Annotated in this window: 17 protein-coding genes; 2 read left to right on the forward strand and 15 right to left on the reverse strand. The window is 60.6% G+C overall.

Translation table 11 applies throughout. The features are described from left to right. Positions 1 to 168 precede the first annotated feature (168 nt). The 6 genes from panD to GSVR_RS02840 form a co-directional block, all read right to left on the reverse strand. A complete protein-coding gene (gene panD, locus GSVR_RS02815; protein WP_173198363.1) occupies positions 169 to 564 on the reverse strand; it encodes an aspartate 1-decarboxylase in 396 nt (131 codons plus the stop codon). A gap of 2 nt (positions 565 to 566) precedes the next feature. After that, complete coding sequence (panC, locus tag GSVR_RS02820; protein ID WP_173198361.1) at positions 567 to 1,418, reverse strand: pantoate--beta-alanine ligase; 852 nt, start codon at positions 1,416 to 1,418, stop codon at positions 567 to 569. A gap of 61 nt (positions 1,419 to 1,479) precedes the next feature. Next, positions 1,480 to 2,280: a 3-methyl-2-oxobutanoate hydroxymethyltransferase gene (gene panB, locus GSVR_RS02825; protein ID WP_173198359.1), complete on the reverse strand. Its 801-nt coding sequence runs from the start codon at positions 2,278 to 2,280 to the stop codon at positions 1,480 to 1,482. A gap of 376 nt (positions 2,281 to 2,656) precedes the next feature. Continuing rightward, positions 2,657 to 4,633 (reverse strand): methyl-accepting chemotaxis protein, encoded by a 1,977-nt coding sequence (locus GSVR_RS02830; protein WP_239077442.1) that lies wholly within the window; start codon positions 4,631 to 4,633, stop codon positions 2,657 to 2,659. Between the two features lie 11 nt (positions 4,634 to 4,644). Then, a complete protein-coding gene (locus GSVR_RS02835) occupies positions 4,645 to 5,037 on the reverse strand; it encodes a PilZ domain-containing protein (RefSeq protein ID WP_173198355.1) in 393 nt (130 codons plus the stop codon). Positions 5,038 to 5,109: 72 nt separating this feature from the next. After that, positions 5,110 to 6,093 (reverse strand): class II fructose-bisphosphate aldolase, encoded by a 984-nt coding sequence (locus GSVR_RS02840; RefSeq protein WP_173198353.1) that lies wholly within the window; start codon positions 6,091 to 6,093, stop codon positions 5,110 to 5,112. A gap of 193 nt (positions 6,094 to 6,286) precedes the next feature. On the opposite strand from GSVR_RS02840, the gene mnmH reads away from it, so the two are divergent. Together mnmH and GSVR_RS02850 are read left to right on the forward strand one after the other, a co-directional pair. Beyond that, the gene (mnmH, locus tag GSVR_RS02845; RefSeq protein ID WP_173198351.1) at positions 6,287 to 7,324 is read left to right on the forward strand and encodes a tRNA 2-selenouridine(34) synthase MnmH; all 1,038 of its coding nucleotides are present in this window, start codon (positions 6,287 to 6,289) and stop codon (positions 7,322 to 7,324) included. A 65-nt stretch (positions 7,325 to 7,389) separates the two neighbouring features. Beyond that, positions 7,390 to 8,082: an MgtC/SapB family protein gene (locus GSVR_RS02850; RefSeq protein ID WP_173198349.1), complete on the forward strand. Its 693-nt coding sequence runs from the start codon at positions 7,390 to 7,392 to the stop codon at positions 8,080 to 8,082. Positions 8,083 to 8,245: 163 nt separating this feature from the next. Here the strand turns inward: GSVR_RS02850 and GSVR_RS02855 are convergent, their stop codons facing one another. The 9 genes from GSVR_RS02855 to GSVR_RS02895 form a co-directional block, all read right to left on the reverse strand. After that, positions 8,246 to 8,728 (reverse strand): YbaK/prolyl-tRNA synthetase associated domain-containing protein, encoded by a 483-nt coding sequence (locus GSVR_RS02855; protein ID WP_173198514.1) that lies wholly within the window; start codon positions 8,726 to 8,728, stop codon positions 8,246 to 8,248. A 55-nt stretch (positions 8,729 to 8,783) separates the two neighbouring features. Further along, positions 8,784 to 9,140 (reverse strand): FxLYD domain-containing protein, encoded by a 357-nt coding sequence (locus GSVR_RS02860; RefSeq protein WP_173198347.1) that lies wholly within the window; start codon positions 9,138 to 9,140, stop codon positions 8,784 to 8,786. Between the two features lie 84 nt (positions 9,141 to 9,224). After that, entirely contained in the window at positions 9,225 to 9,683 is a 459-nt protein-coding gene (locus GSVR_RS02865; RefSeq protein ID WP_173198345.1) for a hypothetical protein, read from the reverse strand. A gap of 901 nt (positions 9,684 to 10,584) precedes the next feature. Continuing rightward, complete coding sequence (locus tag GSVR_RS02870) at positions 10,585 to 11,925, reverse strand: MATE family efflux transporter (protein WP_173198343.1); 1,341 nt, start codon at positions 11,923 to 11,925, stop codon at positions 10,585 to 10,587. Positions 11,926 to 12,027: 102 nt separating this feature from the next. Continuing rightward, positions 12,028 to 12,969, reverse strand: a complete 942-nt coding sequence (gene gluQRS / locus GSVR_RS02875; protein WP_173198342.1) for a tRNA glutamyl-Q(34) synthetase GluQRS — start codon at positions 12,967 to 12,969, stop codon at positions 12,028 to 12,030. Between the two features lie 77 nt (positions 12,970 to 13,046). Then, positions 13,047 to 13,361 carry a pyrimidine/purine nucleoside phosphorylase gene (locus GSVR_RS02880; protein ID WP_173198340.1) on the reverse strand — a complete coding sequence of 105 codons (315 nt, stop codon included), beginning with the start codon at positions 13,359 to 13,361 and terminating at the stop codon, positions 13,047 to 13,049. A gap of 123 nt (positions 13,362 to 13,484) precedes the next feature. After that, positions 13,485 to 13,871, reverse strand: coding sequence for a hypothetical protein (locus GSVR_RS02885; protein ID WP_173198338.1), 387 nt, complete (start codon positions 13,869 to 13,871; stop codon positions 13,485 to 13,487). Between the two features lie 184 nt (positions 13,872 to 14,055). After that, entirely contained in the window at positions 14,056 to 16,707 is a 2,652-nt protein-coding gene (locus GSVR_RS02890; RefSeq protein ID WP_173198336.1) for a CBS domain-containing protein, read from the reverse strand. Between the two features lie 248 nt (positions 16,708 to 16,955). Further along, positions 16,956 to 18,140, reverse strand: coding sequence for an aminotransferase (locus tag GSVR_RS02895; protein ID WP_173198327.1), 1,185 nt, complete (start codon positions 18,138 to 18,140; stop codon positions 16,956 to 16,958). Positions 18,141 to 18,239: the final 99 nt, after the last annotated feature.

The raw sequence follows: 18,239 nt of genomic DNA on the forward strand, positions 1-18,239 counted from the left end.
CAGCGGCAGCCAGGATCGCGCGGCGGCATAAACAGCTCGATCACTTCCGGAATGAACTCCCTGTGGGCCGGAATTCCTGCACCACATCGTTGTATTCCCCGACTTGACCCCACCCCAGCGGGATCACTTACACTTGGCCTGGCGCCGGAAGTCAGTTCCGGTGTGTCGTTAGTGCACGCACGTAAGCCGGGCCTGGCCGGCCTCTTCCTTGCGGGTGGGGAGCATACGGTTCTGCTCGTCCACGAAGACCAGCTTGGGCTCGTGCGCAATGGCCGCCTCGTTGTCCATATTGACGAAGCTGGCGATGATCACCAGGTCCTTGGGGGCCACCAGCCGGGCAGCAGCACCGTTCAGACAGATCACCCCCGAGCCCCGCTCACCCTCGATAGCGTAAGTTTCCAGGCGGCTGCCGTTGGTGACGTTCCAGACGGCCACCTTTTCGTACGAGACGATGTCGGCCGCGTCCATCAGATCGCGGTCGATGGTGACACTTCCTTCGTAATGCAGATCAGCCCCGGTGACAGTGGCGCGGTGGATCTTGCTCTTCAACATGATTCTTTGCATGGCTACAACTCCTTTCCCAACACGGTGTTATCGATAAGACGCGTTTTGCCGATCCTGACCGCCAGTGCCATCAGCGTTCCGTCGGCGGCAGTGAAGGACGGCTCCAGGGTAGTGCCGTCACGAAATTCAAGATAATCGATTACGGCTGCCGGTTCCGCCTGGATGATGGACAGCGCCGCCTGGTGCAGGCGCCCGGTCGAGCGTTCGCCGGCGGCGTACTGTTTACGGACCGTGCAGATCGAGCGGTACAGGCACAGGGCGCTCTCGCGTTCCGGCGCGGATAGGTAGGCGTTGCGGGAGCTCATGGCCAGGCCGTCCGTTTCCCGGACGATCGGCATGCCTTCGACGAGGACCGGCAGGCTCAGGTCGGCAACCATGCGGGTGATTACCGCCAGCTGCTGGTAATCCTTGCGCCCGAACAGCGCCACATCCGGCATGACGATGTTGAACAGCTTGGTCACCACGGTTGCCACGCCATCGAAATGTCCCGGCCGGCTGTCGCCGCACAGCGGCTGCGACAGCTCCCGTACCGAAATGGAGGTCTGAAAGCCCTGGGGGTACATTTCGGCAGCCTCGGGGGTAAAAACGATATCGACCCCGCACTCCCGGGCGATGCGGCAGTCCCGCTCCATGTCCCGCGGGTAGCGGTCGAGGTCCTCGTTCTGTCCGAACTGGATCGGGTTGACGAAGATCGACAGTACCAGCAGGTCCCCTCGTGTACGTCCTTCACACAGGAGCGAGGCATGTCCCTCGTGAAGGAACCCCATGGTGGGGACAAAGGCGATGCGTTTTCCCTCCCGCTTTGCGGCCAGGGCCAGGGCTTGCATATCTGCTATCGAGTTGATGATGTTCATGGTCTGGTTAGTTCCGTAAATCCTGCCCCGGCTCCGGTCGATCGGACGGGAGCACGGCTGTTCAGTGGAATGAATGGGTCTCGTCAGGGAATTCACCGTTCCGCACCTCGGCCACGTACTGCCTGACCGCCTCGGAAATTATCGGCCCCAGCTCGGCGTAGCGTTTGACGAACTTGGGGGAATACTTCTCGCACAGGCCGAGGATGTCGTGGATCACCAGCACTTGGCCGTCGCAGGAGGGACCCGCGCCGATCCCGATGGTGGGAATCGACAGCTCGGCGGTAATACGGGCTGCCAGCTTGGCAGGAATGCCTTCCAGCACGATGGCGAAAGCGCCCGCCTCCTGGACCGCCAAGGCGTCCTCCAGAATCCGGTCGGCCTGGTCCTTGCGTCCCTGCACCTTGTAGCCCCCCATACGGTGAACCGACTGGGGGGTCAGGCCGACATGCCCCATGACCGGGATGTCGAACGAGGTAATGGCCCTGATGACGGGAGCCATGGCAACGCCCCCCTCGATCTTGACCGCTTCGGCGCCCCCCTCCTTGATCATCCGGCCGCTGTTGCGGCAGGCTTCTTCGATGCTCACCTGGCACGACATGAAAGGCATGTCCGCCACCACCAGGGCACGGGGCTGGGCGCGGGTCACCGCTTTGACGTGATACACCATCTCGTCCATCGTGACCGGCAGGGTGGTATCGTGACCGGCCACCACCACTCCGGCCGAATCACCCACCAGTATGACATCCACTCCACCGTGATCCACCAGCCGGGCAAAGGGAAAGTCGTAGGCGGTCAGCACCGCGATGCGGCGTCCTTCCTGCTTCATGGACAGAATGTCCGGTATGGTTGCCTTCTTGCGCATCTGCTCTCCTGTTTCAGGGGAATGAGGAGCTTTTTGTCCTGGCAAGGAACGTGGAGATTGTGCTGAGAAATTACGCCGCACAAAGCAATCCGACACGCGACACCGCCAGGGCGAAAAGACTATTCCAAAAACAAAAAACGCGCCGGAGGGCGCGTAGACGGATAGCAACGGCAGCTTTAGCCACCATATGCTTGGTAGGTATCCCGTCCGTCCCGGTTCGCCATCGAATCCGTGCGGTATGTGTCAGTCTCTGTCCGTCAGATGCCGATCGGGTCCCTAACGGGTAGCCGTCGCTGAGCGGAAAGTGACTGTATAGCAAAAAGCGCAGCACGATACCAGAAAAATCTGTGGTCCGATGCTGCGCCCTTGTGGTCTGTCAGATCTGGCAGGTCAGGCTTTTCATCGATTCCAGTTCCTGTACGACCTCGGCGCTCTGTCTGCGGCGCTGCTCCATGTTGTCGAACATTTCCGTGACCATCGCACTGACCGATTCCACGGTACCGCTGATCTGGCGGCCGTCGTCCACCTGGCGGGCCGTGGACTTGACCATTTCGTGCGCCATGTCCTTGATGGTTTCGATCGAGCGGGCGATGCTGCGGGTGGCCTTGGCCTGGTCCGCAGAAGCGGCGAAGATCTGGGAGGTCATGGAGCTGATATCCTCCATGGAGCGCGCCACGACCTGCACGCTGGTGACCTGCTCCTCGGTGGCCTGCTTGATCTGCTGGGTCATGTCCATGGAGCGCACCGAGCGGTCGTAGATCGCCCGGAGGCTTTCGCCGGTGGAATGCCCCAGGTCCACCCCGCGCTGGACCAGGTTTTTGCTGATGGTGATGTTGCTGGCGGCGGTCCTGGATTCGGTCATGATCTCTTCGATGATGCCGGTGATCTCGCCAGTGGAATGGCCGGTCTGCAGCGACAGGTTGCGGATCTCGTCGGCCACCACGCCGAAGCTCTTGCCGTATTCGCCGGCCTGGGCCGCGATGATCGAGGCATTCAGGGCCAGCAGATTGGTGCGTTTGGTGATGTCGTTGATGACGCTGACGATATTTTCGATGCGGGTGCTGTTCTCTGCCAGCCGTTTGATGGCGGCGTAGGACTGCTCGACCGAGGACTGAATCTCGGCCAGGGAGTTGATCGTCTCGCTGACGACGGCAATACTCTCGTCGGCCTGGGACTTGACCTGGCTGGAAACTTCGTGGGAAACGGCCGCATTCTGCTCGACATTGCTGATGGTGCTGTTGATCTGCTCCATGGCGGCGGCCGACTGGTGCACGATCCCGGCCAGATGGTCGAGATTGCGGGTAACCTGTTCGATGGCCACCGAGATTTCGTTGACCGCGGTGCTGGTCTCATCCACCGAGGCCATGACCCCTTCGGAAGCGGATGCGATGATGGAGCTGCCATCGGCCACCGAATGGACATTTTCCTTCAGGTTCTGGACGTTGCGGGAATACTGTTCGCGGCTGCCGAGCAGGAAGGTGAAGGAACTTTCCATCTCGCTGGTGAGCGTATCGATCGAGGTCAGCAGGTTGATGCGGGTAATGGCCGAGGCAACCTGGTCGGCAAACAGCATGATCGTATCCACGTCCGAATCGTTCAGGGCGCGCTTGCTGGCCTTGTTGTCGATGGCAAAGGCGCCGATGGCCTCCCCCTTGACCACGATGGGGCAGACGATGAAGCTGCGGGAACGCAGCGGCGCCAGGTTGTTGTACGGCGGCTGCAGGTGGAAGTCCGGCGAATAGCGGGAGATGTCGTCGATCAGGTAAACCTTTTTGTCGACAAAGCACTTGTAGATGACGCCGATGGTCGGATCGAGCGGCATGGTAACGTCATCGACGTCGAAATCATCGGTGCCGGCGGCGGTGACGAAACGGAGGGTGCGCCCGTCCTGGGACATCAGGATGTTGACCCGCTCGTATCCCAGGACTTCGTGGAGCCCCTCGGCGCACAGGAGCAGGATCTCCTCCAGGTTGAGCGACATCTGGATCTTGCTGCTGATGTGGTGGAAGTTTTTGATGTTGCTGTCGAGCACCCGGTAGCGGTTCTCGAAGATTTCCTTCTGGGAGGCCACTTCCCTGTGCAGGACATCCAGTTCGGTGGCGCGTTCCTGCAGCTCGTCGCCATTCTTCCCGATCAGGTAGCCCAGGCAGGCCAGCACAATGGCGGTACCGGCCCCCATGTAGGTGTACATGAGAAAATGCTCGGAGTCCTTGAACAGATCGCCGATGATCTGCCCGAAGAAGCCCTGCCTGCTATCATAGAAGAAGGCCAGCCGAATGGCGATCCATCCGATCGGCGCGCTGATGCCGAGCAGGAAACCCGATATGGAAAACAGTGTCGAGTGCTTCTTCATGCGGCCATCCTTCATGCGCGCAGGTCATTCCCTACCGTGTCGGCTATCTTCTCGTCGATGGAATTGTAGATTTCTTCCATCACCTTTTCGGAGTCGACCATGTTATAGGCAATGATGTTCTTCAGGTGGGTATAGGAGTCCAGGTCGATCTTTTCGAAGGTGAAGGCAAGACCCTCGTCGGTGATCCGGCCAACCTTGCCGCTGAAGGCGATCGAAATTTCCGGGCTGGAGCCGGCCAGCGCGATGGTTATTTCGACCTGCTGTCCCACCGGCAGCTGCTCGGTCGTGGCCAGGAACAAGCCGTTCATGCTGAGGTTCTCCACACTGCCGTTGAACTGCCGGTCGGCGGTCTGAATGGTTGCCTTCACGTTGAAAGGGACTCGCGAAAATTTTCTGGTGGTCATGTACAACTCCTCATGCCCGGTTTTAATGGTTGAATCATGCATGTGCCGTTTTGCCGGCCAGGGGCGTTGCTCCTAGGCCCGACCTGCCGAGCCGAGCACCGCCTCGTTTTTGTGTTTTATCAGTTTGATCAGTTCCTTGCGGGCCTCGCCCAGGTACTTGCGCGGGTCGAATTCCTTGGGGTCCTTGGCGAAATATTCGCGGACCTTGGCCGTCACGGCCAGGCGGCCGTCGGAATCGATGTTGATCTTGCAGACGGCGCTGGCAGCGGCCTGGCGTAGCTGTTCTTCCGGAACCCCCACGGCGCCGTCCATCTTGCCGCCGTGGGCGTTGATCAGTTCCACGTACTCCTGAAGTACGGACGAGGCACCATGCAGCACGATCGGGAAGCCGGGGATGCGTTTTTCGCACTCGGTCAGAATGTCGAAGCGCAGGGGAGGCACCGATTCGCCCGGCTTCAGCTTGAACTTGTAGGCGCCGTGGCTGGTACCGATCGAGATGGCCAGCGAATCCACGCCGGTCTTCTTGACGAAGTCCTCAACCTCTTCAGGCTTGGTGTAGGTGGAGTGTTCGGCCGAAACCTCGTCCTCGATGCCGGCCAGAACACCCAGTTCACCTTCCACCGTGACGTTGTGCTGGCGGGCATATTCGACCACCCGCTTGGTCAGCGCCACATTCTCGTCGTAGGGGAGGTGCGATCCGTCGATCATGACCGAGGAGAAGCCGCTGTCGATGCAGGAGACGCACAGCTCGTAGGAGTCGCCGTGGTCAAGATGCAGGCAGATGGGGATGTTGGAGCCCATTTCGCGGGCCATTTTGACGGCGCCCATGGCCATGAAGCGCAGCATGGTTTCGTTGGCGTAGCTGCGGGCCCCTTTGGAGACCTGGATGATGACCGGCGAATTGGTTTCGACGCAGGCGGTGACAATGGCCTGGAGCTGCTCGAGGTTGTTGAAGTTGTAGGCGGGAATGGCATACTTGCCCGCCATGGCCTTGGCAAACATCTCTTTGGTGTTGACCAGCCCCAGCTCGCTGTAATGCACCTTCTGCTTTTCCATTGCTCCCTCCCGTGGTGTCGTCTGTATTGGTGTCGCGAAATGCCGCTGGCGACCCTTCGCGCCGTAAGCCATATGGTATACAATTCTATCATAAATACCATGTAAGTAAGGCTGAATCAAGGAGTAACAGCAGACTTCCCTGTTGCCAGCGGTGGTCACAGTCGCCTATAATGGGCCTCCGGAGACCGCCAGCATGCCTGAGAAAATCACATTCAACCCCGACCTGCTTGACAGCCACTGCATCATCGACGTCCGCTCCCCATTGGAGTTTGCCGAGGACCACCTGCCGGGAGCCCACAACGTCCCGATCCTGACGGATGCGGAGCGGGCGGAAATCGGCACGATCCATAAACAGATCGGGCCCCGCGAAGCACGGGTGCGCGGCCTGGAGCTGACCTGCGGCCGGTTTGCCGCCATGGTCGGAGAGATCACCGCCCTGGCGGCCGGCCGGACGGTACTGGTGTACTGCTGGCGCGGTGGACTGCGCAGCCTGTCAATGGCGATCCTGCTGGAAATGACCGGTTACCCGGTGCAGCAGCTCAGGGGGGGGTACAAGGCCTTTCGTGCGCGGGTTCTCGACTATTTCGAGGAATTCGTTCCGCCGGCACCGCTGGTGGTGATCCACGGCATGACCGGCACCGGCAAGACCACCTTCATCAACGGCCTCGACCGGCAGCGCTGGACCACCATCGACCTGGAGGGGCTGGCCTGCCACCGCGGGTCTGCCTTTGGCGCGGTCGGACTGGATCAGGCGCTCAGCCAGAAACGCTTTGACACCCTGTTGTGGGATGCCTTCCGGCAGGCGCCGCTAGGACGGACAATCGTGCTGGAGGGGGAGAGCCAGCGCATCGGCAAGATTTCGCTGCCGGGCAATCTCTATGCCGTCATGGCCGCCAGTTGCAAGGTCTGGTGCAGCGCATCGCTGGAAACCCGCGTCCGACGGCTGGCCGAGGAGTACGCCCGCACGGAGTACCGCGAAGCAATGGCGGCCGCCCTGGAGCGCATCAGAAAGAAGCTGGGGGGGCAGCGCCACGCCGAACTGGCGGGGATGCTGGAGGCCTGGGATGTGGCAGGCCTCGCCAGGGGCTTGATCGAGCAGTATTACGACAAGCTGTATTACCGGCACCGCCCCTGGACGCCCGATATTGAGCTCGACCTGGAGGAATTCGGCCTTGCAGAGGAACGCCTGGCGGAGTTTCTGATGCAGGAAGGGGTGAATAAGTCGGTTTAAAAAAGTGTTTTGCCAAAAGAAAGTTTGACGTATGATACGCGATCATCGTTTCAGGGAGGTGAGGCATGGTCGGATATCCCTACGAGGCTCATCTGGTGCTTCGGCTGTTGTTGGCGGTACTGTGCGGGGCGGTTCTGGGGTATGAGCGGGAGCGCCACGGAAGAAGCGCCGGATTGCGGACCAACCTGCTGGTGTGTGTCGGGGCCGCGCTGATGATGATCGTGTCCAAGTACTTCTACTTCAAGCCGGGCGAATTCACCGGCAACATCACTACCGCCCTCGATCCCTCGCGTATCGCCGCCCAAATCGTCACTGGCATCGGTTTTCTCGGCGCAGGTGTCATCATCAAGGAGCGGGGGAGCATACGGGGGCTGACCACTGCCGCGACCTTGTGGTACAACGCCGGAGTGGGCATGGCCTGCGGGGCCGGGATGATCATCCTGCCGATCGTCTGCACCCTGATCGGCCTGGCCTCACTGACGGCGCTGAAACGTGTGGAAAGCCGGATACCCCGGGATAGCTACAAGGTGGTCCACGTGGAATGCGAGGGGCTGGGGGAGCAGGCGCTGCTGGAGCTGAAGGAGTATTTTACGGATCGTCATATCCATATCGTTACTATGAACTTCAGCCAGCATATCAAGGAAACCACGACCAATTACGAATTCGTGGTCAAGGGCAACTGGAACGACAACGAGTTGCTGTCTCACATCAGCCAGTTGTCGAACTTCGAATTCGTCAGCCAGACACGGCTGAGTTGAGCCCGCTTTCTCAGAGGGAAGGTACGGGCGCGCCAGGCAGGAGAATCCGAACAAAACGAGGGGGTAGCCGATGTGGCTACCCCTCTTCTTTTTTTTCTGCAACTTCCGCTACCTATTGGAATTGTGATCCGGGTGATTAATAAGCGAATAGGGGCATTCCCAATTAATTTTCGTCCTCTTGAACGGCAATATCGGCCAGCAAAGGCTTTGCAATGCACAGGTAATCTCGGGAGTTCAGGACAATCGAGGTATCAAGCCTGCCGGCGTTGAAGGCGATTTCCTCGTACGACTCAAGTAATTTCGGATCGACAATCAGTCGGACATCCGGCCAGAATGAAAACGGCGGAACAGCCCCCATCACGCAACCCGTCAGGGCCGTCGCCTCCTCCGGAGAAACCAGAGATGCCTTTTTGCCACCCACGACTTCACCCACCTTCCTGAAGTCTACCTTTCGATCCCCGGACAGCACTGCGAGCACGAATATACCCGGCACTCCCTTGGCACGGCACAGCATCGCCTTGGCTCCCTGTCCCGGTAACGTCCCCCGAATTTCTGCAACCTTGGCCGAACTTCCCTCGGCAGGGTGCTGAATGACGCGGAACTTCGCATTTTCCTGGCGCAGGAGCTTGGTCAGCTCTTCGAATATGATCCGGGTCTCTTGCAAACGCTTCCCCTTTGTTCTTACGTCACCACTTGCCAGGTTAGCGCTTGGTAGTCAGATCAGACTCGAAAGCCTGCATCCAGGCGGTGGCCCCGTCTCCGCCGTCGCTTCCCTGGTATTTATAGGTAAAGAGGAGGCTAGCCTCGCCGGATGCAGGCGCCGCCAGCTTTACGCTGAATGGCGCCGTATCGTCGCGGTCCAGGCGGAAGATGTAATCGACCGCACGGGCAACCTGCATGCCCTTCGTATCCCGCAGCGTCACCCATATCTCGATGTTTTCCATCAGGGCATAGCGGACATTCCGGAAGGTACCCGAAATAACGGTCTCCGTAGCGGTGGACGTTACTTCCCAGGTCAAGCTGGCGTCGAAGTTTGTGTAGTGGTGTGAAGAAGGCATGCGTTCGTGATTATTCCCTGTTCGAGCAACGGGGTGGGGGCGCACCGGCGCGAAGCGGAGCCCGTGTGCCGCCTTGTTGAGTGCTCACTTCCCTCTCAGGTATGGTGGCGCTTCCAAGGCGGCTTCATAGTCTGAACGCCGGTAAAATGGCCAAACGTCTTTGTCGCCTTTTTCTCCTGTGGCCGCTATTATCTTTCGGATTATTGCAATAACTCCAAGAGTGAATACGCCAAAAAGCGCCCAAACAAATGCCTTTATTCCTGACTTTCTTGGCCATTCATATTCAAGATCAGTTTTTAAGAAGAGAATAAATCGAGCAGCAACCGATTTACTTTCTTCTGGAATTGCATACCCATCAGCCTCAGTAAGCTTGTGCTCGTGCAAATCATCGTAAAGCGGCCAAGCGCCGCGATAATAGATTTCGTGAATCGCGATATCTTTGCTGAATTTCAGCCTGTCCTCGAACTCGTCGTTTGTAATCTGGCCCGTGATAAGATGCCTATAACTTTCAGCGAGTATGTCTCTTGCTTTTCTGTCGATCATCTTTCCTTCACTCAACGTGTATGAGGAGTAGCGGCGGAGCGTAGCGAAGCTCGTCTGCCGCCGTCTTGTTGGGCATTTATGATTATGAGATCAGTGTCTCCGCTATTTGTGAGGCTTTTCCTTCAATTACAATTGAAGAAGCATTCAAACCGTTAAGCAAGGGAGTGTATTGTTCCATAAGTTGTTAACTTATGACGGGAATTTGTATTCCTAGCCTACGCTATTCAAGTTGCTCTTGCATACCTGCAGCCATCCATTTCCTAAAATTATTATACTGAACCAAAAATACGGAATGCGACTCCTTTAGCTCTGGGAAATAAAGCTTCCTAATCATCGTTGCCCAGGTCGTCGTCTTTGAAGCGCGGCACCTTCAGCAGCATCTCTTCCACAACGAGCTCAACCCGACTTCAGCTTGAAATACAGGAGTCCTTAGCACGATGCTTCATTAAATTCAATGAGCTTAATATTAGAATGGCTACGAGGTCGAGCGGCAGTGAGCAAGGGGCGTGGGAGCTGCTGGGAGAAGTCTGTGAATGGGGGAATGTAAGGAAAAAGTGCTGTGATGGGACTTTCAGGAAAGTCAGGTCACATGATATTCATTTCTCCGCTGCTGGCCGGCAGACGCGTGATATCAAAATGTACCGCCGCAGTTCCTCAGGGGACTCCTGGCTCAAAAAGCGCAGCATCGCCAGGAGCGGCGCTTCTTCTCGCCCTTGCCCAGTTTCCCCAGGTGATGAGAACTAAGGTTGTCGCGTTTGCTCAGCTGACTCCGCCCGGGCTGGTTACCAGCGACAGGTGGCACAATTGCAGCTACGGATATTCAAGGTACCGCCGCAGCAGGAACTGGCTCAGAGTGAAGAAAAGAGACCCAACTCCCCGCACCACCTGGGTGACCCTCGGTCTACGCCGTCCCCTTCAGCACGCTGATGTTCCTCCAGTCTCCGGAACGGAAGCGGAGATACCAGATCAATGCCGTGGCGAAAACGAATAGCGTTGCCAGCGTCCACTCCGCCATGATCCCCGGACTCAGTGCGGCTATCAGGACCAGGAGGAGGAGAAACACGCCCGAGCAGAGTAGGAAATTGCGGGCGAGCCAGTGGGTGTCCCCGGCAGAGGCGAGGACGCACCCGATTACCACATTCGCGGCATCGAAGAGGCAGTAAAAGGCGACGAACTTCATCAGGAGCGCGCCGGTGGCGATGATCCCCGCACTCTCCGGTTCGCTCCCGGCAAACAGCGCCATCAGCGGTTCGCCGGCGAAGAAAAAGGGCAGTGCCATGGCCACCATCCAGACTTCGCAGACGAGGAGCGATTGCCACCCGATGGCCGTCACCTCATCGTCCTTTCCCGCTCCGCGGGCGTGCCCGACCAAAATTCCGGCCGCCTGCCCGAGGCCGAGCGCCGGAAAGAAGGCGGTGCCGTTAATCCGGAAGGCGATGCTCGATGCCGCCAGCTCAACTGTACCAAGGCGTCCGAGCACCAGCAGAAACACCGTCCATGCCGCCACTTCGACGCCGACGCGCAGCCCCAGGGGGACAGCCAGTGTGAGGTAGCGGCGGAATTCGGCGCGGTCGAGTCGTCGTGCGGCAGCATCGATGAGACCGCCGGAACGGGCGAAAACGAAGAGATACAGCAGCGCCGCCACGAATTGCGCCGCCACCGTCGCGATAGCCGCGCCGGCGATCCCGAGACGCGGCAGCCCCCATTCCCCCAGGACCAGTCCCCAGGCGAGCAGTGCGTTTACCGCCAGCGATACGAAGGTGACGCCGGTGACGATGACCGGCCGTCCAATTCCCGACAGCCACCCCGCCAGAGCAGACCCGACCACCGGAAAGAACGATCCCGCCATGCAGATCAGGAAATAGATGCTCTCATTCCGGGCCACCTCCTGTTCGTGGCCGGCAAGGTGAAAGAGCCGTGCCAGCGGCCATGCAGCCGCCAGGGCAAGCGCTCCGGCGACCAAAGAAACATGGATGCCGAGCCAGGCCGAAGAACGGATGCCGTGGGCGTCGCCGCGCCCGTGATGGTGCGCAACAAACGTCCCGGCGTAGCCGGATGTGGTAAACAGGAAACCCTGGAAAAGGATCACTGCCATGCCCGACGGACCGATGGCAGCGACCGCCTCGGTCGAATGCCGCGACAGGACGATGGTGTCGATGATCTGCATCAGCGTGATCGTGGAAGCGGAGAGAATCATGGGGCCGGCAAGTTTCAGCAGGCGGGGAATATGGTTCGATTTCATGGCTGCTACTTTTGTGTTCTTCCGTGACCGGTGCCTGAGCTGGCAGGAGCACCGATCAAAACGTCTCGGGATAGTGATTGAAATATCTGAGTTACGGTTCGCCTATCCGAGGAGCAGTTCACCCCCCGTGTAGGGGAGGCGTCCGGCATCGAACTGCGCTGCACCCCAAAGCAGGATCTCACGACAGGGTGCGCCGGTCAACTCCGCAGGAGGCTCCTGGCCCAAAAAGCGCAGCACCGCCAGGAGCAGCGCTCCTTCCCGCCCTTTCCAGTTCCCCAGGTGATGGGAAATCAGATTGTCGCGCTTGCTCAGTTTGGTCCCGCCAGGACCCGTCACCAGCGGCAGGTGGCAGTAGGCCGGCTGCGGATATCCCAGGAGCCGCTGCAGCAGGATCTGGCGCGGCGTGGAAGAGAGCAAATCCTCTCCCCGCACCACCTGGGTCACCCCGGTCAGGTAATCGTCCACCACCACTGCCAGTTGATAGGCAAAGCCCCCGTCCGCACGACGCAGGACAAAGTCTCCGCACCCCCGCGCCAGGTTCTGGCAGATATGCCCCCGCCGCAAGTCCTCGAAGCAGATATCTTCGTCGGCCACCCTGATCCGCCATGAACGGCAGGTCGCTCCCGTCCGCATGCCGCTGCGGCAGGTGCCGGGATACGGCAGACAGTCGTCATCGGGGTGGGGTGCCGAAGCAGCCAAGGCGATCTCCCGGCGGGAACAGCCGCAGGGATAGACCAGCCCCTTCGCAATCAGGCGTTCGAAGGCCGCCTCGTAGGCATCCTGGCTTTCGCTCTGCTGGGCAATCTCCCCGTCCCACTCGAGCCCGAACTCCTCCAGAGTAGCCAGAATGTCCTCGGCCATGCCCGCGATCCCGCGGGGAGTGTCCAGGTCGTCAATCCGCACCAGCCAGCGTCCTCCGGTACGTTTGGCGACCAGGTAACTGCCGACCGCCGCCACCAGCGATCCGAGATGCAGCGCGCCGGTGGGGGAGGGGGCAAAGCGGCCGGTTATGATGCGTGGCTTGTCTGTCATGTGGCAGAGCATCAATCCCTCACCTCCCCTATTTGAAAACGGGGGAGCACCCCCCTTTTGCAAAAGGGGTCAGGGAGGATTTCCGCTTCTCAGTTTATGAAGGAACAGCAGTAGTCGGTCACCGTAGCAACCTTCATCAGGAATACCGCATCGGCCGGCACGTCGAAGGACTCGCCACCGGCCACGTTCTTCCACCCGGCTTCCCCCTTCAGTTGCCATTCCAGGCTGCCCGACAGGATCTGCATGTTTTCGGCTGCGCCGGTGGAAAATTCATATTCTCCGACCTGCATGACCCCCAGCGTCTTCTTGGTGCCGTCGGGGAACAGCACGGTGTGGCTGACAACCTTGCCGTCGAAGTAGATGTTGGCCTTTTTGACAACGGTTACGTTTTGGAAATCAGACATGGTGCCTCCTTCAGGTTGTGGTGCCGACGGTTATAACCATAATGGCCGCCTGTTGCAAAAGAAAAAAGCCCGCCGCGGGGAATCGCGACGGGCCGGTAATTGGCAACAAGCGAACCTCTGCGATCAGAACGTCCCCCGCAGCAGATCGGCCCGCCAGGTGATGGTGGTCGTCTTGCTGTTGGGCGATTCCACCAGGTCGGGGATGATGGTCGGCATGGCCATCTTGAATTTGCCGTTTTCGATCGAGGCCAGTGCGCGGACCGACTTGGCCACTCCATAGGCGGTGCCGGCCAGGACGCCGGCCGCAGCACCGTACCCGAGATAGTCCAGGTGATTGCCCGGCTTCTTGGTGAAGATCAGCAGGGCGCCCCCCACCAACGTCCCCAGGGCGCCGCCGTACAAGGCGCTCTTAAAGGTGTCCTGCACGGCGTTGTCATCGGCAAGAGCAAAGGTGGCGGACAACAGGGAGGCAAGGGTAAGCAGGGATACTATTCTGGCAAAGCGGTTCATCGGGGCATCCTCGTGAGGTAGTGTACCGGTTGTAGCAAAAAGGATGCCTGAAGTGCCCTCGGAAGGTCGGGGCGGTATTTGGTGCGGAAAACCCGGCAGTTAGCAATGGCAAAAATGACGGGATGGAATCTCCACATCTAACACTGATCAATTTTTTATCAGGAGGTGTGGCGTTTGGACCACACTAGTCCGCTGATTGACGGAGAATCAGATCCATCGCCAGGCGCCGTTCCTCTTCCGGCGTACTGATTTCCCCATCCAGCCGGGTCGCCAGCAAATGCGCCAGAATTTCGCCGACCCGTGGCCCGGGCTTCAGCCCCAGGGCCAGCAGCGATGTTCCGTCCAGGTCGCAGCGCACCAGCCGCAGTCGGGTGATGTACAGGGTCACACAGCGCCGCACATTCTCGTAGCGTGTCCTGGCCGCCAGATAGAGCAGGATCTCCAGCGGCAGGTCGTGGAAGCAGGAGTAGATCTCACTGTTGCGGACCGGTGGACCGTGCTTGAGCCTGCGCTGCAGGGCATCCAGCAGCCCCAGCGCCCGACGGCGGTGCCCCAGTATGCGTGTCACCACCCGGCCGGGGATCGCCAGACGCGAACAGATCTCGCCGAATTCCTCGTGCTTGAGCCGATCGCAGAGCGACAGAAAATAGACCTGCCACTGTTCGCAATGATCCTCCAGGTACAGGAGCCGGAACCAAGCCAGCACCTGGGCCGCCTCACGCACCGTGCGCTCGGTCTCCGGCGTCAGCTTGAGGCTGGGGTGGATCGACGGCAGGAGCCCCAGGCTGGCCATGCGCATGATCGTACCGGTCGGCTCCCGCTCGCGCAGGATCAGGATCAGTTCGTTCAACAGCCTGGTGCCCCCCACCTTGTCCAGCACGTTCATCCGCACCGCGCCGCGCATCAGGTTTTCCGTATGGGGAGCAATGTGGAATCCCAGGCGCTGTTCGAAGCGGATGGCACGGAAGACCCGGGTCGGATCCTCCACGAAGGAGAGGTTGTGCAGCACCCTGACGACCCGTTCCTGGATATCCTGCTGTCCGCCGAAGAAGTCGGTCAGCAGGCCGAAGCGGTCGCCGTTGAGGCAGAAGGCGAGCGTGTTAATGGTGAAGTCGCGGCGATAGAGGTCGTGACGCAGGGATGAACGCTCCACCGTCGGCAGCATGCCCGGCGACTCGTAAAACTCCAGCCGGGTGCTGGCGACATCCAGCTTGGCACCGTCGGGCCGGATCACCACCGCCGTGGCAAAGGCAGGATGGCTGCGGACCCGGAAACCGTGACCGGCGGCAAAGCGCTCCGCAAAGAAGATGCCGTCCCCTTCCACGGTGACATCCACATCCAGGTTCTCCACCCCCAGCAGCAGGTCGCGCACGAAGCCCCCCACCGCATAGACCGACAGCCCCAGATCATCCGCGGTCGAGCCCAGTTCGCGCAGCAGTGCAATAGTCGCGGGGGGCAGCCGCCGCTCGATCTGCCCCGCAATGGATCGCAGTTTGGGTGCCGGCGTCAGCGCTTCGCGATCGTAGAGCGCCTCGGGTTCCTCACGCCGCCCACCATACATGTGCCGCAGCAGGTCGGTGCGCGTGACCGCGCCCACCAGCTGTGCTCCCTCGAAAACCGGCACGAAGCGGCGATTCCCCTCCACCATGTAGGCCTGGATGTCCGCCAGCAGGGTGGAGGGCTCGCCGCGCAGGAATTCGGTGTGCATGAAATCCGTCACCGGTGCCTCTCCCAGGTCGTGGTAGAGCGCCTTTTCGACTATTCTGCGCGAGATGATGCCGACCATGCGCTCTCCGGCCATGACCGGCATGGCGTTGCAGTTATAGCGGGTCAGCAGTTCACGGGCTTCGGCGATGGTAATGCCGATCGGCATGGTCTTGACCGGGGAGGACATCAGATCGCGGGCCGAAACCCGGGGGCTGACGGCGATCCGCAGCAGTTCCTCCAGTTTCTCCAGCACCTGTTTCAGCGACAGGTCATGGACCGTGGCCGAGGCGGCCGAGGCGTGCCCGCCGCCATGGAAGTGGCGCAGGATTTCACCAGTATCGACCTCCGGCACCCGGCTGCGGGCCACCAGATAGATCCTCTTTTCCATGGCCACCACCAGGAAGAGGGCATCCAGGTTCTCCATGTCCCGCATCAGGTGGGCCAGGATGGCGATGTCCGGGATGTAGCTGTCCGATGCGGCGTGGGCTATGGAGATCTTGACGCCGTTGACGGCCGTGGTCTTCAGGCTTTTCAGCAGCGTGTTCAGCAGACTTACCTGCTGGCTGGTAAGGTCCTGGGAGATGGAGTTGGCCACGATATTCAGCCGGGCCCCCTGCTCCAGCAGCCAGGCCGCGGCCAGATAGTCGTCGCTGGTGGTGGGCTGGAACAGCAGGCGGCCGGTGTCTTCGTAAATGCCGAGCATCACCAGGGTGGCCTCTTCGGCGGTCAGGGCGATGCCGCGCTCCCGCAGCAGGCCCGCCATGATCGTCGACACCGCGCCGCAGGGGCGGATGACCCCGCCGGTAGGCCGGATGCTGTCAGCAGTGACCGGGTGGTGGTCGTAGATGTGTACTTCCAGTCCGGGGCGGCCGATGATCTGGCCGAAGCGGCCGATGCGTTCGGCCTGCTGGCAGTCGACGATCACCAGGCGGGAGACCTTGTCGAGGTCGATTTCCTTGGCCCGTGCAAGGGGGGGCAGGTAGTCGGGGTGTTGGGCGATGAAGTCCCGCACCCCCTTTTCCTGGGAGCCGGAAAAGGTCAGCAGGGCGCCGGGGTAGAGTCTGAGGGCCGCCACCATGGCGCCCAGGCAATCGAAGTCGGCATTCAGATGAGCTGTGATGACATCCATGTCCACTCGTTCGTATTGGAGATAGGCATCCGGCCCCGTGGCGCCTCCATGCCTGCGCTGGCCTGAAAGGCCTCTGCCCTTGCGGAGGTGCGGTGTGGACATTTCTGCGAAGGGCCACCGGCCAGAGCGATTGCCGCTGCACGGGCGACGGTGGGCCCCGGCTCTTTCATGCGCTCCCGGCATTGCGGCGTCACGGGACCGGATGCCGCACCTTTATGTCTGCTCTCGACTGAAACCGGCACCGGATGTTACGGCAGTGCGGACTCGGTTCGGATTCCGCGGAAGCGGCGCACCGCCTCCGGGATCTGTTCTTCGCGGATATTGCCGAAAGCCAGCCGCAGGTAGCCCTCCAGACCCGGTCCAAACACCTCCCCGGGCAGGCACAGCACAGCGGCTTCGTCCACCAGGCGCCGGGCCGCTGTCCGGCCGGTACCCCCAAAGGGATGGCGCACCCAGGCGAAAAAGGCGCCGCTGGCGGCAAGGTGAAAGGGGTTGCCCGGCTTCAGGAATTCGGCCCTGAACAGGTCGTGGCGGCGGGCCATCATTTCGCGGTTGGCGGCTACCCACCCGTCCAGGTGCTCCAGCCCGTACTTCACCGCCTGCTGCGTAATGCGCGGCTGGCAGACCGCCATGGTGTCCTGGGCCTTCAGGGCATGCCGGATGAATTGCGGCGAAGCCACCAGCATGCCGGCCCGGTAGCCGGTCAGGGCAAAGGTTTTGCCGAAGGAAGCAATCTGGATCAGGTGCTCGCCCCAGTCCGGGCGGGTGAACAGATCGTGGGGGCGTGCGCCGCCCGGTATGAAGGCGTTGTAGGTTTCATCCAGGATCAGCGCGATGTTGTGCCGCCTGGCCAATTCGTACAGGTCGGCCAGTATCTCCGGAGGGGTGATGGCGCCGGTCGGGTTGCTGGGGGTTACCAGCAGGATAGCCCGGGTCTTCCCGGTGATCAGGCTCTCCAGGACTGCCGGCGACGGCAATCCGGCCGCGGACTCGTCAAAGGGGGCGTAGACCCCTTTCAGTCCGAGCATCTCCAGCGCCATGGGGTGGTCGAAGTAGTAGGGGGACTGAACCACCACCTCGTCTCCGGCCTGGCAGAGGGTTACGATGGCCAGCCAGAAGGCCTGGCTGGCGCCGATCGTCAGACAGAGGCTGTCCGGGCCGATCACGGCGCCGTAGGAGCGCCGGTAGGCCTCGCAGACCGCCTGGCGCACATCGGGCAGCCCCTCGTCCGGTGAATACTTCGAGATATGCGGATCGGTCAGCAGTGTCGCCAGGTGGGCGGTCAGCTCCGGCGCCGGAGGGTAGTCGGGCACTGCCTGGCACAGGTCGATCAGCTCCAGGCCATTGTCCGGGCGTTCGGCGAGCCAGCCCCTGACCTCTGAAATGGGCGGGGGATGCACCCCGGCTATCCGCGGTGAAACGGTGTACGGCATGTCGCCTCCGTCAGCGAAACCTTCAATGTCAATCCGCGGCGAGTCCCTGCGTTCATGGACCTCCGGCATTGAGCGGCGCCGCGATTCACGGTGTCAGTA

The organism is Geobacter sp. SVR, from assembly GCF_016865365.1.
Taxonomy (GTDB): domain Bacteria; phylum Desulfobacterota; class Desulfuromonadia; order Geobacterales; family Pseudopelobacteraceae; genus Pelotalea.

Excerpts from the sequence above, each read along its gene's own strand:
- GSVR_RS02865 (WP_173198345.1), bottom strand. The coding sequence starts at position 9,683 with ATGATCGACAGAAAAGCAAGAGACATACTCGCTGAAAGTTATAGGCAT.
- panC (WP_173198361.1), bottom strand. The coding sequence starts at position 1,418 with ATGAACATCATCAACTCGATAGCAGATATGCAAGCCCTGGCCCTGGCC.
- GSVR_RS02835 (WP_173198355.1), bottom strand. The coding sequence starts at position 5,037 with ATGACCACCAGAAAATTTTCGCGAGTCCCTTTCAACGTGAAGGCAACC.
- GSVR_RS02860 (WP_173198347.1), bottom strand. The coding sequence starts at position 9,140 with ATGCCTTCTTCACACCACTACACAAACTTCGACGCCAGCTTGACCTGG.
- GSVR_RS02880 (WP_173198340.1), bottom strand. The coding sequence starts at position 13,361 with ATGTCTGATTTCCAAAACGTAACCGTTGTCAAAAAGGCCAACATCTAC.
- GSVR_RS02870 (WP_173198343.1), bottom strand. The coding sequence starts at position 11,925 with ATGAAATCGAACCATATTCCCCGCCTGCTGAAACTTGCCGGCCCCATG.
- GSVR_RS02885 (WP_173198338.1), bottom strand. The coding sequence starts at position 13,871 with ATGAACCGCTTTGCCAGAATAGTATCCCTGCTTACCCTTGCCTCCCTG.
- mnmH (WP_173198351.1), top strand. The coding sequence starts at position 6,287 with ATGCCTGAGAAAATCACATTCAACCCCGACCTGCTTGACAGCCACTGC.
- panB (WP_173198359.1), bottom strand. The coding sequence starts at position 2,280 with ATGCGCAAGAAGGCAACCATACCGGACATTCTGTCCATGAAGCAGGAA.
- GSVR_RS02890 (WP_173198336.1), bottom strand. The coding sequence starts at position 16,707 with ATGGATGTCATCACAGCTCATCTGAATGCCGACTTCGATTGCCTGGGC.
- GSVR_RS02830 (WP_239077442.1), bottom strand. The coding sequence starts at position 4,633 with ATGAAGAAGCACTCGACACTGTTTTCCATATCGGGTTTCCTGCTCGGC.
- GSVR_RS02850 (WP_173198349.1), top strand. The coding sequence starts at position 7,390 with ATGGTCGGATATCCCTACGAGGCTCATCTGGTGCTTCGGCTGTTGTTG.
- GSVR_RS02840 (WP_173198353.1), bottom strand. The coding sequence starts at position 6,093 with ATGGAAAAGCAGAAGGTGCATTACAGCGAGCTGGGGCTGGTCAACACC.
- GSVR_RS02895 (WP_173198327.1), bottom strand. The coding sequence starts at position 18,140 with ATGCCGTACACCGTTTCACCGCGGATAGCCGGGGTGCATCCCCCGCCC.
- gluQRS (WP_173198342.1), bottom strand. The coding sequence starts at position 12,969 with ATGCTCTGCCACATGACAGACAAGCCACGCATCATAACCGGCCGCTTT.
- panD (WP_173198363.1), bottom strand. The coding sequence starts at position 564 with ATGCAAAGAATCATGTTGAAGAGCAAGATCCACCGCGCCACTGTCACC.